Origin of the sequence: Mesorhizobium sp. M0615 (assembly GCF_040320805.1) — a bacterium.
Classification (GTDB): domain Bacteria; phylum Pseudomonadota; class Alphaproteobacteria; order Rhizobiales; family Rhizobiaceae; genus Mesorhizobium.
In genome coordinates this window covers 51254-65929 of the sequence record NZ_JAMYQI010000024.1, presented here as the reverse complement: position 1 = coordinate 65929, position 14676 = coordinate 51254, and the positions used below count along the sequence as shown (strand labels likewise).

General features: G+C 60.4%; 12 protein-coding genes. 8 read left to right on the top strand and 4 right to left on the bottom strand.

The annotated features are described in order from the left end of the window. Window positions 1-335: 335 nt before the first annotated feature. The 4 genes from qatD to NKI46_RS29025 are packed head-to-tail and all read right to left on the bottom strand — an operon-like array spanning window position 336 to window position 4917. Window positions 336-1070, bottom strand: a complete 735-nt coding sequence (gene qatD, locus NKI46_RS29040; protein ID WP_023753792.1) for a Qat anti-phage system TatD family nuclease QatD — start codon at window positions 1068-1070, stop codon at window positions 336-338. Continuing rightward, window positions 1067-2377 (bottom strand): Qat anti-phage system QueC-like protein QatC, encoded by a 1311-nt coding sequence (gene qatC, locus NKI46_RS29035; RefSeq protein ID WP_023685508.1) that lies wholly within the window; start codon window positions 2375-2377, stop codon window positions 1067-1069. The genes qatD and qatC overlap by 4 nt, the downstream gene beginning before the upstream one ends. Next, window positions 2374-3090, bottom strand: a complete 717-nt coding sequence (locus NKI46_RS29030; protein ID WP_023756358.1) for a Qat anti-phage system associated protein QatB — start codon at window positions 3088-3090, stop codon at window positions 2374-2376. The genes qatC and NKI46_RS29030 overlap by 4 nt, the downstream gene beginning before the upstream one ends. Before the next feature lie 54 nt (window positions 3091-3144). Beyond that, entirely contained in the window at window positions 3145-4917 is a 1773-nt protein-coding gene (locus NKI46_RS29025; RefSeq protein WP_023753795.1) for a KAP family P-loop NTPase fold protein, read from the bottom strand. Between the two features lie 180 nt (window positions 4918-5097). On the opposite strand from NKI46_RS29025, the gene NKI46_RS29020 reads away from it, so the two are divergent. The 8 genes from NKI46_RS29020 (at window position 5098) to trbJ (ending at window position 14647) form a co-directional block, all read left to right on the top strand. Beyond that, on the top strand, window positions 5098-6564 hold the full coding sequence (locus tag NKI46_RS29020) for a serine/threonine-protein kinase (RefSeq protein WP_352749259.1): 1467 nt from the start codon (window positions 5098-5100) through the stop codon (window positions 6562-6564). Between the two features lie 796 nt (window positions 6565-7360). Next, complete coding sequence (locus NKI46_RS29015; RefSeq protein ID WP_023753797.1) at window positions 7361-9391, top strand: conjugal transfer protein TraG; 2031 nt, start codon at window positions 7361-7363, stop codon at window positions 9389-9391. A 119-nt stretch (window positions 9392-9510) separates the two neighbouring features. Continuing rightward, a complete protein-coding gene (locus NKI46_RS29010) occupies window positions 9511-9924 on the top strand; it encodes a hypothetical protein (RefSeq protein WP_023753798.1) in 414 nt (137 codons plus the stop codon). Then, window positions 9921-10889 (top strand): P-type conjugative transfer ATPase TrbB, encoded by a 969-nt coding sequence (trbB, locus tag NKI46_RS29005; protein ID WP_352749256.1) that lies wholly within the window; start codon window positions 9921-9923, stop codon window positions 10887-10889. The genes NKI46_RS29010 and trbB overlap by 4 nt, the downstream gene beginning before the upstream one ends. An 11-nt stretch (window positions 10890-10900) precedes the next feature. Beyond that, window positions 10901-11209 carry a TrbC/VirB2 family type IV secretion system protein gene (locus NKI46_RS29000; protein WP_023753800.1) on the top strand — a complete coding sequence of 103 codons (309 nt, stop codon included), beginning with the start codon at window positions 10901-10903 and terminating at the stop codon, window positions 11207-11209. Further along, window positions 11209-11481, top strand: a complete 273-nt coding sequence (locus NKI46_RS28995) for a VirB3 family type IV secretion system protein (RefSeq protein ID WP_023753801.1) — start codon at window positions 11209-11211, stop codon at window positions 11479-11481. The genes NKI46_RS29000 and NKI46_RS28995 overlap by 1 nt, the downstream gene beginning before the upstream one ends. After that, window positions 11475-13925: a conjugal transfer protein TrbE gene (trbE, locus tag NKI46_RS28990; protein ID WP_352749253.1), complete on the top strand. Its 2451-nt coding sequence runs from the start codon at window positions 11475-11477 to the stop codon at window positions 13923-13925. Before NKI46_RS28995 ends, trbE begins: the two co-directional genes overlap by 7 nt. Beyond that, window positions 13922-14647, top strand: coding sequence for a P-type conjugative transfer protein TrbJ (trbJ, locus tag NKI46_RS28985; RefSeq protein ID WP_023669263.1), 726 nt, complete (start codon window positions 13922-13924; stop codon window positions 14645-14647). Before trbE ends, trbJ begins: the two co-directional genes overlap by 4 nt. Window positions 14648-14676: the final 29 nt, after the last annotated feature.

The window sequence follows — 14676 nt, the reverse complement described above, 5'->3', positions numbered from 1 at the left end:
CCTTCGCGGGAATCAGGTGACGTGAACAATCACCAGCCTGCCATGACCGCCCCCTCTCAGCGAATTTGCAGAACTCTCAGCACACTACCTGCGAATTCTTTAAGGCTAGCCTGCAGTGAGGCGAACGTTCCGGAGATCAGGTATGGGCCAGAGGCAGTCGTTGCGGAAGCGAGGCGCTGACGGCCGCAATCGGGTCGGCTGCAAACCGGCAGCTTTAGCCGGAACCGCAGCCATAAGCAGACAGTCGGATTCCGGCCCAAAAGCTCCCGCATCGGCGAGGTAAAAGCAAGCAGATCGCTCAGCCTCGAAGTGGCCGACCAAAGCGCCGTCCGCCGTTAGGACTTTCCCGTTGTCAGCGCCACGAGATTGTCTTTGAGAATTCCAGCGGCTTCCGCTTCGGGGATTTGCCAGATGTCGGATAGCATCTTCAATGCTTGCCAGGAATCCCTTGGCTGAAGTGGCCGGCTGCCTTCTAGAGCGAATGGACCGTCGGTCTCCGTGAGAACGCGGTTGCGCGGCAAGGCTCTTGCAATCGCCTTCCCATTTTCTGACTTCAACATGGAAGGGCCGCAGCTGAACCAGCACCCTTGGTCGACCGCCCGCCTAAGCTGTCGTTGAGATCCGCTGAACCAATGCAAGATGGGAATGCCGGCCGCGGCCTGTTTGGATAGACAATCCAGAACCTCGTCAGCGGCTCGGCGGCTGTGAATAGACAGGATCTTGCCGCCGAGGTCAGCTGCGATGGCCAAGATAGCGGAGAAAACCCGCTCTTGAGCCGCCTTCGAGGTTCGCAGGTGCTCGGAGCCATCGAGGCCGACTTCGCCAAAGTACCTTGTCTCGGATGCAAAATGCCTGAACAGGGGCAATTCCCCCTCGCGCTCAAGGGCGAGCTCGGGGTGCAGTCCCAAGGCTGTGCGGATTCGTGCCCGGTTCGCGCACAATGCTGACGTTGACTTCCACGCCTTTGGCGTCGTGGTCACGCAGAGGACATAGGCCCCTGATTTGTCCGCATCTTCGACCGCAAGCTCGGGATACCGATAGAGATCGAGATGGCAATGAAAATCGATCACATCTTGAAGCCACTGTCCGTGAGGTATCTGCCGACCTCCATTAGACCGCGTCGATGGACATCGACAAGGGCCGATCGGCGATCGATATCGGCAGGCAGAGGCCCTGACTGGGCGACCCAGGCGTCAAGATTCGCACCGTCGAGGCGTTTGACGGCAGTAAGCATGGCGACCAGGTCGTCACGAGTATCCTCGACGGTCATCACGTCGAGAAGGCTGGCAGATTGGTAGAGTGTCCTGTCATCCACGTCGCCTTCGTAGAGAGACGCGCGCCTGATGAGACAGGGAACGCAGCGGCCGCATTGTTGGCCCTCCCGCTTCCATTTCCCGCACGAGACCGTTTCCGAGGCAATGGCTTGGAAAAGCTGTACGCCATTCACCGATCGCACCATCTGGCCTTTTGTCCAGGTCGCATATGGATTGTCGATCGTAGCCGGAATGCCGACCACCCCAAAAATAGCCTGGACGCCGTCTAAGAAAAAAGGATGCGTCGTCCGCGTGCTGTGCGACCCGATCCGTCTCGGCGTAAGTGGTGCGTTCAGTGCAATCAGACCGTTTTCCGGGACTTGCAGCGGGATCGGCCGGCCGCCAACCAGCCTTGATTTCACGTCACAAACCAATGCAGCAATAGCTATGAAGAGAAAGCTTCGGGAGCGCATCGATATCTCCGACGTGCGCTCCGAGTTTGGCCAGGCATTGACCGATACGTGTTGAAGGGTCTGCGGCAAGCGTCCAACGATGCCGTTTTGGACCGATTTGTCGCCGGTGTAGGCATGAGATACCAGGATCGGGCGGGCGCTGTCCTCGACGAGGCGGAACGTAGCAATGGTGCTGTCCAGACCGCCTGAGAACAGAGAAACGAGATCACCGGCAACAAGGTTTATCCGACTTTGATGCTGCCGGATGACTGAGGGAACGGGAGGAGCCTCTCCGCCGCCTTCAAAGTGAAAACGCCACTGATCGCCGCTCAGAAAACTGAGCAGACGCTGGAGCCGGGGTTTTACCGCATTCCACGGTCCTGGAGTTCTCAGCGGCAGGCAGATTTCGATATCCCTGCTCCAGCTGTCCGCGGCGTCCTCTCTCAGCACGAATGTGTCGGCCGCAGTGACGGCAAGCGCGATAGATACAAAATCCACCGCCGTCGCAGACGGCTGCACTCCGAAACGTAAAAAGAGGTCTTTGACCTGGTTTCCGATGGCGACGGCGCCTGCAATTGGGGCTGAACCGCCATAAAGGAGAACGTGCAATTCATTGGGCGGGCAGTCGGCGGGAAAAGTCTTCTTGTCCAAAAAAAAGCGGCACAGCGTCACTCATTGCCCTCCCATTCGGCCCAGATGGCGTCCATGGCTAGCCGCTCTTGCGCCTCAACTTGTGCCCGCGTCATGTTCTGTATCCCGTTGGCCAAAGCAGGCGACAAGTGCCGGTCGACCGCGGCATGGATAATGTCGAAGAGTTCGTTCTCCGCCTCTATCGTGCGATCCTGGTCGGGAGCCTTGTTCCAGGCGTCGCCCGCGTCGTTGACAATGTCCTGAAAGATGATCCTCGTGAAAAACTCGATTAGGACGGCGATCAACGCATCGTCGTCAAGGTCGGCAGGTTCGAACGACGCGGTCTCGGGCAACACTTCGGCCAAGGCCTCTTGTACCGCTATCCGGATGAGGTCAGCGTCTGCATTCTCCGGGGCGAGTGCCTGCGCAATGGCCTGAATCGCCTCGGCCAAGGGACGGCCATTGAGCGATGATAGGTCTATTCCCGCAAACTCAGCGCCAGTCCCGCCTTGCTGAAGATCGTTGAGCACCCCGACGAGCGCGCCGCCGGCCGTGTATGCAGTACCAAACCGCCTCGGCCCGACTGCGACACCTCCTGTTGCGTTTCGCGCATATTTGCCCAGCGCGGCTGAAAGCGAACCGCCACCGGCGCCGGCCACAGCCCGGCCGAACTCTGTACGAAAGCCCCGGAACCGCTGTCCCTCTGGCGCAGGCACTGGTTGGCCTGGATTGGCGTCGGCGTGCGGCGGGACCATTGGGCTGGTGCTCTTGCGCCCCTTAGCTGATGAAGATGTCCCCATGCCCTTTTTTCACTCCTCCCACCACGCCTTGTCCTTGAGCATCGTTGAGACCCATCCCGGGGTCTTTGGAAGCTGCAATGATCTGAAAAAGCGGTTGAGCAATTCGGCCGCGGCTGCAGATCTGTCGGCAACCAATGTCGCTCCCCGAAAATCCATTCGTGCCCGCGACCAATCAGAGTCTTTTCTCATCACCTCGATGACCGCTTCCATCACCAGGATCATGTCCCCTGGCTGCAGGCTGTCCAACGCCGCCTTGGCAGCGGGCGAAGACACTGACCGGATCTGAAGGAGCGTTTCGACGGCTTTTGCAGCGCCGCCGGCGAGAGAACCGGATCGCATGCGAAGCGGAACAGTCTCACGGGCGAGGTAGACTGCAGGCCGCAGATCAACACCAGCCAGGCCAGGAGCCAGCTTCGCCCATTCCATCAGAAATGGCGCATGTTTCGTCCATTTCTCGGGCAAGTCAGCGATCGTTTCGCCTGGCTTGGCTTGTTCAAGGCTGGCCAGGACAGCGGGCTTTCCGCGGGGGCTGGCGTTGATCAGATTATGGAGCTCTTCCGTCGCATCGATGTCGGTGCAACGCTCGAACAACGCCAGTTTGGTGATCATCGCCTCATCGATAGGCATCGCGCGGCGACGAGCAACGTTGGCCCGCATCCTCACCACGTTGAGCATGCGCTTCACGGTGCGGGGGTTGCCTAAGACGCCGGGCGACAGAGCCAGGATCGGCGCCATTCTGTCGGCCATGTCCCACGCAGCCGCCAGCTCCTTCGACGCCTGCACGCCTGACTGAGTCAGCATCTCCTCGATTGTGAAGTCGCCATCATCCTTCCACGAGGTCCGGAGCCGGTCGATGAGGTATTGCCGTAGTTTCTCGACTGCCGCGTCGTCCAGATCGGACCGGCTCGCAAGCAGCAAAATAAGGTATGCCCGGACCTCCTGAATGCCCGCCCTTGGCACCCTGACCGGAACCTGGATCAGCTTATCCAGATAGTCGGTGATGTGGCGCTGCGAGGGACTGTTGAAATGTTGACTGACGGCGTGTCGGATCATGTCCTCGTCAGCGGCCACAACGAATGCGCTGTTGGGCATGAACAGGAAAAGCCGCACAGCCTCCATGGTCTCGATGGCGTTTCGGGGCAAACAGCGGTCGAGGTTGTCGATGAAGACGACCATCGTTTTCCCGAGGTCCTGGAGAATACCTTTGAATTCTGCGCGAAATGCGTCGATCTCGTCGGGCGGGCCCCTCTCTTCCGGCTCGCGCAACAGCGACGCGCCCCGTGACTCTACGTCTGAGGCGGCATCCTTGACGGCTTCGAGATTTTTGTCGTCTTCCGACCCCGAAAAAAGCGCGCCCGCGGCTGTCACACCTTTGGAGATCGCTCCGAAGGTGGGCACACCCATAGCCCAGGCGCCGGCCTCAAGCGCCACGCCCAAGAACCGCAGTTTGTTCACGCGCCCGATCAACGACTTCGCTCGGTCTTTCAGGGCAGGGGGGGCAGCCTTTACGAGCGCCCCGGAGATCACGCTCATCAGCGCGGCGCGCGCGTCGTCGAAGTCCTGATACATCCAAGCATCGAACTTGATGACGAGATAGCGATCCGGAGCCTTGTCCAATTCGCGCTCGACAAGGCGAAGTGTAGTTGACTTTCCGATTCCCCAACCGCCGAACACGCCGACAGAAAGTGGCAACAATTTCGGGTCAGAGAGAAGGTCTACGACCATCTCCGCAACTTCCGAATAGTTCAAAAAATCGACGTCGGTATCCGAATCGGACCACATAAGAAGTTTCCAAGCCCAAGCGGCGGTTGTGCTGCTTGTCCGGCCAGGTGTCAATTGGCAGCCCGGCTTTTGAATATTAGCATTTATGGCCGCTGCTGTAGGGGGATTGGGATATTGGAGCTTGCTCAACATGCGACCGAGCGAGTAGTGATCGAGCATTGAGCAGCTTGAGGGTGAAGAATGGCTAGAATCTACGGCAATCGGTGGGAGGGGATAGAAGGGAACCTTGGCGAAGGAGGACAAGGTCACGTCATAAAGGTCATCGATCGGCAAAACCCGGGCGATGGCCCTTTCGCCCTCAAGCGCATTCTAAACCCAAAGCGGGCCGACCGCTTCCGCAATGAGGTGGACGCGATCAAGCGGCTGAAGCATCCGAATGTGATCGAGCTGCTGGATCACTCTGCTCTCGACGCACAGCCGCAGGACGGGACGAAGCAGTATATCGTCATGCCGGTTGCAGAAGGGGGCGACCTCGGCAAATCGGCGGCCCAGTTCGTCGGCGATCTTGGGCGCACTCTCGGCGTTGCGAAGCAGGTAGCGGCGGGCCTCAAGGCTGCGCACGACGCCTCGATCATTCACAGAGATATCAAGCCAGCCAACATCCTACTAACCGGCAATGGCGATGAAGTCTGGATATCTGACTTCGGCATTTGCCTGATCGAGGACGGTAGACAACGCAATACCCCGTCGGGCGAAGTTGTCGGGCCGGCGCTGTTCATGGCGCCGGAGCTCGAGCACGGCGGGCAGCTCGATGTGACGGCTGCCGCCGATGTCTATTCGCTTGGCAAGGTCATCTTGTTTCTTTTCACAGGCGTTCGGCTGCCTCGAGAGAGCCTAAGCGATCCGAAATATGCCCCGATGCTCGCCGCACCTGGCTTGGAAGGCCTTCGCCTGCTGCTTACGCAAATGATCTGCCCGCTTCCGCGGATATCGACCATGGACACTATCGTTATGCGCCTCGACCAGCTCCAGAGCATCCGAAATGGTGGAGGATCGGGGCTTTCAAAGCGGGGTCTAACCGCGCTGGAAGACTTCAAGCAGACAGCGGCAACAGAAGCGCAGCGAAAGCTCGAGGAGAGCGCCGAGCGCACAAGATCCGAAGACCTGCTCAATGCGGTCGCCGCGGCGATTTTGGCGGCGCTGACGCGACAATTCCAGGCGGGAGCCGCTGCAATCCACACGGACGGTGCCATCAACTCCATCGTTCAAGAGGTGAGGATTGGATCCCAAATCAAGATTGGTCGCTATCTGTTCATGCCAATAAGTGGCATCGAAATTACATTTCAGAACGCAGTTGGGAAATATGCAAGGATTTGGGCCCTACAGATGTTTGTCTGCCGAAAGATAGGCTTCCATGGCGGCGGCTTGTTCGTTCTGCCATACCTCGAATTGAGAGAATCTGACGGACGGCCCGTGAAGGGTTGCTCGGCCTTTCTTCGCAAAACAGGTTCCAAATCGGATCCGAGTTTCGAAGTCACCGATTCACCAACCGTGTTGGAAATAGACCCTAAAGGGTGGGATGGCGACGACCAGGTCATTCGCGATTTCGCCGAGGAGGCGACATCAGCACTTCCGGACCTCGTGAAAGGAGATTGGAACCAATTTCATCAAATGCCTAAGCCCGATGGGCCAAGAGGGCGTCGGTAAGGCTCTAAGAGGCTGGTCGTATCGTTGCAACTCTCAGAGGCCTTGAGCGAAAGTCGCGTAAACGAATCGATCGCGGTGATCGGGCTTCGACCTCAGAAATAGGGCACGCAGTCCAACAAGGCGGCCGGAAACCTGCGAGCCATCCAGATCCTGCTTTGAGATCGGATCAGAAACGGCGCCACTTCCAGAGTGGAGCCGTGAATGCACTTGATCTCGGACGCTGAGTTCAGCTGCGTCATTCCCGGAAGGAGACGGGGGCTTGGGCAAACCCAATCATAGCATTGAACAGCAAATCAAATTTGTATGATGTAGACCACTACAACGCTACTCTGGAGCGTATCGTGTTCGCTTGCTTTGGGCATTCGTGGGCTTGTGGTCGAATGAGCCTAGGCACATTGTACCTGCCAGCTACCTACGACGGTGGCGTCGGGTTCACGAAATGGTAAATCGTGCCTGGGGCAGGCCCAGAGAAGCGGCTACTCCTCAAAATCGACGTGCAGACTGCTGATCAATGAAATCGCGGCCATACTGTACGATTTCTTGGCTTTCAGTTTAGCATCGAAGGCGCCGTTTTAAGGCTCCTTACAGCTTTTGCTGGCCGAAACCAGTCGGTCCGCTCCCGGCCCATACAAGTCATTCGCTCGTCGCCCTTCGCGATGACACTTCTTGGCGCCCCAGTCTTCCAAGCCTGCAACGTTCACTGCATCGCACGGGCGCGTATATTGGGTATCTTCGATATTCTGAAACGTCACGTCATGCTGCTTCCATCTACTACCAAACAGTGGAGGCTGTGCCCGTGACACCGACGAAGCTCCTTGTCGGCCAGATCGTAGTTGTGTTCGCCATCGTCATCGTTGGCGTATGGGCGGCAACGCAATGGTGCGCCCACATGCTGGACTATCAGCCGCAGCTTGGCGCGCCATGGTTTGCCGCGGCGGCCCGGCCGATCTACAAGCCGTGGAAACTGTTCGAATGGTGGTTTCACTTCGACGCCTATGCGCCTGAGGTCTTCGACAAGGCCGGCATGCTTGCCGGAGCCAGCGGATTCTTGGGGTGTGCGGCCGCAATAGCTGGCTCCCTCTGGCGCGCGCGGCAGAGGGGGTTGGTCACCACCTACGGTTCCTCACGATGGGCCGCGGCTCGGGAAATCGAGAAGGCAGGCCTGTTTGAGCCGGCCGGCGTTTTCCTTGGCAAACTGAAGGATCACTATCTGCGACATGACGGGCCGGAACATGTCATGGCCTTTGCGCCGACACGTTCGGGCAAGGGCGTGGGATTGGTCGTTCCAACGCTTCTTTCCTGGACCGGCTCGGCCGTCATTCACGACATCAAAGGCGAGAACTGGCAGCTGACTTCCGGCTGGCGGTCGAAGTTCTCTTTCTGCCTCCTGTTCAATCCGACCGACTCGAGAACGGCGCGCTATAACCCGCTGCTGGAAGTGCGCAGGGGTTCAGATGAGGTCCGCGACGTTCAGAACATCGCGGACATTCTCGTCGATCCGGAAGGCGCGCTGGAGCGGCGGAATCATTGGGAGAAGACTAGTCATTCACTCTTGGTCGGGGCCATCTTGCACGTGCTCTACGCGGAAGAAGAAAAGACGCTCGCGCGCGTCGCCACTTTCCTGTCGGATCCGCAACGCTCGTTTACCGCGACACTGCTGCGGATGATGACCACCAACCACCTCGGCACGGCGGACACACCTCGGGTCCATCCCGTCGTGGCCTCGGCGGCTCGCGAGGTGCTGAACAAGTCAGAGAACGAGCGTTCTGGCGTTCTCTCGACCGCAATGTCGTTTCTCGGGCTCTATCGTGATCCGACGGTTGCCTCGGCAACATCGGCCTGCGACTGGCGCATTGCCGACCTCATGGATGCGGAACGACCGATGTCGCTCTATCTAGTGGTGCCGCCATCGGATATTTCGCGCACCAAGCCACTGGTGCGACTGGTGCTCAATCAGATCGGCAGGCGACTGACGGAGCGGCTGGAAGGTGACCCGAAGAAAAGCCGCAAGTACCAACTGCTCATGATGCTAGACGAATTTCCGGCTCTTGGTCGCCTCGACTTCTTCGAGACCGCGCTCGCCTTCATGGCGGGTTACGGCATCCGCGCCTATCTGATCGCGCAATCCTTGAACCAGATCTCCAAAGCCTATGGCGAGAACAACGCCATTCTCGACAATTGCCATGTGCGCATTGCCTTTTCCTCCAACGACGAGCGCACGGCCAAACGCATATCGGATGCGCTCGGTACGGCGACGGAACTCAGGTCCATGCGCAACTACGCCGGCCACCGGCTGGCTCCCTGGCTTTCGCACGTCATGGTCAGTCGCCAGGAGACTGCTCGCCCGCTGCTGACGCCTGGCGAAGTGATGCAGTTGCCGCAAGCTGACGAATTAATCCTTGTTTCCGGGTTGCCGCCGATCCGCGCCCAGAAGTTGCGCTATTACCAGGATCCGAATTTCACCGAACGGGTGCTGCCAGCGCCGGTGCTGCGGGACGGTCTTTACGCGGATTGTCCTGCGTCGCGCCCGGACGGTTGGAGCGGACAGGTCCGCAGTGTTGACCGCCGTCTCGCTGCCGATGCCGAAACCGCCAGCGCGGCAATCGAAGAAGAGGGCGGCGTGCAACAGCAGCGTCATCCAGGCCTGCCTGAAGAACACGTCGTCGTCTCTCAGGAGCCAGATCAAGACGACCTCTTCAATCTGGCGGACGATGACGCCGAGGCACTCGCCGACAAGCGCGTCATGGACCGGGTTTCCACCGCGTCTAGCGCCTACGGTATCAACGAGGGAAGGGGCGACGACAAGGACATCATCCCCGGCTTCTAAGCGCTTCCGCAGCTCAGGCGTATCTCGGCGTAGATAACGCCCATAAGCGATTTTGCGGATCTCGACGATGTTCGTTGCCGCCGCCGGCGCATCAGCGCCGGCCAGTCGGAACGAGCCCCATGAAGCCCCATCGCATTCGCCACCAGTTTCTGCTCGAACCCGCGTTAAGCGCGAAGCTGGAAACCCTCAGTCGCAACCCGTCGACCACAAAATCGGCGATCGTCGCGAAAGCGGTCGAGGCCTTCATCGAGCGGCGTGGCGAGAACGAACTCGACCAGCGCTACGGCAGGCGGCTCGACCGTCATTCCCGCGACCTCGACCATATCCGAACCGATGTCGAGGTGATCCTGGAGAGCCTGGCGCTCTTCATACGCTTTTCGATTACGCTTCATGCCCACACGCCGGTCCCGGATCGGGCGACACAGGCGATTGCCCAAGAGCGCTTTGACAAATTCGTCGAGCAGGTCGGTCGCCAGATCGCCTCCGGGAAGCGCTTGCTTGGCAACGGCAATGGCAATGGAGGCGAAGGATGAGCTCTCATCCCGCAGCCGACCACCGCCGCCGCGCCATGCTGCGCACAGCCATGGGCCCCGCGATCACCGAGGCCCTTGCCGATCCGACCGTCATCGAGGTGATGGTCAACCCCGATGGCGCGCTGCGGCTCGACCGGTTGGGAGAAGGCCGGGTCGATACCGGCGTGCATATGCATCCTTCCGAGGCCGAACGCATCGTCCGCCTCGTTGCCTCTCACGTGCGCGCCGAGGCGCATGCGGACAACCCAATCGTCAGTGCCGAACTACCCTCAGGCGAGCGTTTCGAGGGCCTGTTACCGCCAATCGTCTTGGCGCCATGCTTTGCCATCCGCAAGCCGGCAGCAAAACTCTACACGCTGGCCAACTATGTCGCCGATCGCATCATCCTCCCGCTGCAGGCCGATGCGCTGAGGAAGGCGGTCCGTGAGCGGCGTAACATCCTGGTCGCCGGCGGCACGTCGTCGGGCAAGACCACGCTTGCGAATGCGCTGTTGGCAGAAGTCGCCGAATGCGATGAGCGGGTGATCCTAATTGAGGACACCCGCGAGCTGCAATGCGCAGCCGAGGACTGTGTTGCCTTGAGGACGAGGCGGGGGTCGGTCACGCTTGGTGATCTCGTGCGCTCGACACTGCGGCTTAGACCCGACCGCATCATCGTCGGCGAAGTGCGGGGCGCGGAAGCCCTCGACATGCTGAAGGCATGGAACACCGGACATCCCGGCGGCATTGCCACGGTTCACGCCAATTCGGCACGCTCCGCACTCTATCGTATTGAGCAGCTCGCCCAGGAAGCCGTTGTCACCGTTCCCCGCCGGCTGATCGCCGATGCCGTCGACTTGGTCATCTTTATTGCCGGAAGAGGGCCCGCGCGCCGCGTTGACGCGATCGCCGAGGTCACGGGTCTCGACGGCAGCGGCGATTACGCCGTCACCCCGCTCATCCTTCCGCAACTCCAGCAGCTTTGAAAGGTCGTCTCATGCCCAGGAAAATTCGCTTTCTCTCGTCCGCCGCCGTCGCGCTTCTTCTCACGGCCCAGGCTCACGCTGCCGGCTCCGGCATGCCCTGGGAACAGCCGCTTCAGCAGATCCTGGAATCGGTGCAGGGGCCGGTGGCCAAGATCGTTGCCGTGATCATCATCATAACCACTGGCCTCACCCTTGCCTTCGGCGACACGGCCGGCGGTTTCCGCCGGCTCATCCAGATCGTCTTTGGCCTGTCGATCGCCTTCGCGGCTTCGAGCTTCTTTCTCTCCTTCTTCTCCTTTGGTGGCGGGGCGCTCGTCTGATGGCCGTCGGAGAGCAGCATATCGAAGGATTGGAGGTGCCCGTCTACCGGGCTCTGACTCAGCCGATCCTGCTCGGCGGTGCGCCGCGGGCGCTGGCGATCCTCAACGGCACGGTGGCGGCCGCAGTCGGCCTTGGCCTGCAGCAGTGGATTGGCGGTCTGGTGGTTTGGGTGGCCGGACACACGCTCGCGGTTTTTGCCGCACGGCGCGACCCGGACTTTGCCAGCGTGCTTGTCCGCCATCTTCGCCAGAAGGGCTGGCTCGAATGTTGAATATTTCTGAATACCGCGGCAAAGCCGACCGGCTTGCCGACCATCTTCCCTGGGCAGCACTGGTTGCGCCTGGGATCGTCCTCAACAAGGACGGCAGCTTTCAGCGGACGTTGCGGTTTCGTGGCCCCGACCTTGAAAGCGCGACGGAAGCTGAGCTCATCGGCGTTTGCGCCCGGGCAAACAATGCGCTGAGGAGGCTGGACTCTGGCTGGGCGCTGTTCTTCGAGGCCGAGCGCGTTGTAGCGCTGGGCTATCCGAGCTCGATGTTTCCCGACGCCGCCTCTTGGCTCGTGGACGAGGAACGGCGCGGCGCCTTCGAGGGCAAGGTCGCGCATTTCGAGAGCGTCTATCATCTGACCTTGGTCTTCATGCCGCCACCGGATGGCCAGGCGCGCGCGGAAAGTGCTCTCGTCGACTCGCATGACTTGGGAGGGGAAAGAGACTGGTGCCAGGAGCTTGCCCGGTTCCGAGACGAGACTGACCGCGTTCTCGATCTTCTTTCGGCATTCGTGCCCGAGGTGCGCGCGCTCGACGATGCCGAGACCCTGACGTACCTGCACGGCACGATCTCGACCCGCCGTCATCCGGTCGCCGTGCCGGAAACCCCAATGTATCTTGACGCTGTCCTTGTCGATGAGCCGCTCACAGGCGGCTTGGAGCCGATGCTAGGCGAGCAGCATCTGCGCACGCTCACCGTTCTCGGCTTTCCCAACCTCACCCGGCCAGGGATTCTCGATGCGCTCAATCACCAAGATTTCGCCTATCGGTGGATGACGCGCTTCATTCCTCTCGACAAGCCGGAAGCCACGAAGACGCTGACTCGGCTCCGCCGGCAGTGGTTTGCCAAGCGCAAATCGATCGCGGCTATCCTGCGCGAGGTGGTGACCAACGAACCGGTGCCTCTCGTCGACAGCGACGCCGACAACAAGGCGCTCGATGCCGATGCAGCACTGCAGGCATTGGGCGGCGATCATGTCGGCTTCGGCTATCTCACCACAACGGTGACGGTGTGGGATCAGAACCGTGAAGCCGCCGCGGAAAAGCTTCGCGCCGTCGAGCGGATCGTCAACGGGCTCGGCTTCACCACCATTCGCGAAAGCATCAATGCCGTCGAAGCGTGGCTTGGTTCATTGCCGGGTCATGTCTACGCCAACGTTCGCCAGCCGCTCGTTCACACGCTTAACCTTGCCCATCTCATCCCGCTGTCATCCGTGTGGGCAGGTCCAGCGGAGAACGAGCATCTTGCTGAGGTCACCGGCGATCACGCTCCGCCGCTTCTTTTCGCCGAAACCAGCGGGTCGACGCCGTTTCGGCTTTCGACCCATATCGGCGATGTCGGCCACATGCTGATTGTCGGGCCGACCGGTGCCGGCAAGTCGGTGCTGCTTGCCCTGATCGCCTTGCAGTTCCGACGCTACGCTGGCGCGCAAATCTATGTCTTCGACAAAGGCAATTCGGCCCGCGTCGCCACGCTTGCCATGGGCGGCGACCACCATCCGCTGGGTGCGGATGGTGCGCTTGCCTTTCAGCCGCTACGCAACATCGACGACCAGGCAACCCGTGGCTGGGCAGCCGAATGGATCGCCGGCCTCATTGCCCACGAGAATGTCACCGTCACCCCGGAGGTGAAGGAGGCAATCTGGTCGGCGCTCACCAGCCTCGCCACCGCGCCGGCGCAGGAACGCACGCTGACTGGCCTGTCGGTCTTGCTTCAGTCCAATGCGCTCAAATCGGCGTTGATGCCCTACACGCTCGACGGTCCATTCGGCCGGCTGCTCGATGCCGATGACGACCGGCTGGCCATCTCGGGTGTGCAGTGTTTCGAGACCCAGGAGCTGATGGACAGCCAAGGGGCTGTGCTGCCTGTGCTCACCTATCTGTTCCATCGTCTTGAGGACCGGTTTGACGGGCGGCCGACGCTGCTCATGCTCGACGAGGCCTGGGTCTATCTCGACAACCCGCTCTTTGCCGCCCGCATCCGCGAATGGCTGAAGGTGCTGCGTAAGAAAAACGTCTCCGTCATCTTCGCGACGCAGTCGCTTGCCGACATCGCCGGCTCTTCTATCGCACCCGCAATCATCGAGAGCTGCCCGCAGCGCATTTTTCTCCCCAATGATCGTGCGGTGGAGCCGCAGGCACGGGCAGCCTATGAGCGCTTCGGTCTTAATGAGCGACAGATCGAATTGATCGCCCGCGCCACGCCGAAGCGCCACTACTATCTGCAGTCGCGCCGCGGCAATCGCCTCTTCGAGCTCGGGCTAGGCCCGATCGCTCTTGCGCTTTGCGGCGCCTCCGACCCGGCCGCGCAGACCCTGATCGACAATATTCTTTCCGAAGAAGGGCAGGGCAGCTTTGCCGCCCGTTTCTTCAGTGCGCGCGGGCTGGATTGGGCTGCCGAGCTTCTCCAGCAATTTCCTCAACCTAACAAGGAGCAATCGTCATGATCGGACGCCGCCTTTTTACTAGCCTGGTCACCGTTTCCCTGATCGCCAAACCGATGGCTGACTACGTCCAGCCGGCCTATGCGCTTATCGTGTTTGACCCGTCCAACTATACGCAGAATGTGCTGTCGGCAGCACGCGCATTGGAGCAGATCAACAACCAAATCCAGTCGCTTCAGAACCAGGCGACCATGCTGCAGAACATGGCGCGCAACCTTCAGCGCCTGGATTTCTCTTCCGTGGGCCAGCTGACCGGCTCGCTCCAACGGATTGACGGTCTGATGACCCAGGCGAGCGGCCTGAGCTTCGATCTTGACAAGCTGCAGGACCAGTGGCGCCAGCAATATCCGGAAAGCTACGACGCCACCATCAAGGTCAGCGATGTGGCGAGCGCCGCGCGCGAGCGCTGGCAGAGCGCCATGCAGGCGTTCCGCCAGACGATGAGCGCGCAGTCGCAGATCGTCGAGAACGTGCAGGCCGATGGCGACCTGCTTACCGATCTCGTCAATCGCAGTCAGGGCGCGGCAGGTGCCCTCGAGGCAAGCCAGGCTACCAATCAGCTGATCGCGCTTTCGACCAAGCAGCAGATGCAGATCCAGACGCTGCTTGCGACCCAGTTCCGGGCCGAAGCCGAGGATGCGGCGCGCAAGGCGCAGTCCGAGGAAGCCGCTCGCGAGACGACGAAGCGTTTCCTGGGCACCGGCACGGCTTATCCCGGCAACTGAGCGGCAGTTCTTAAAGACAACGAGGAAGG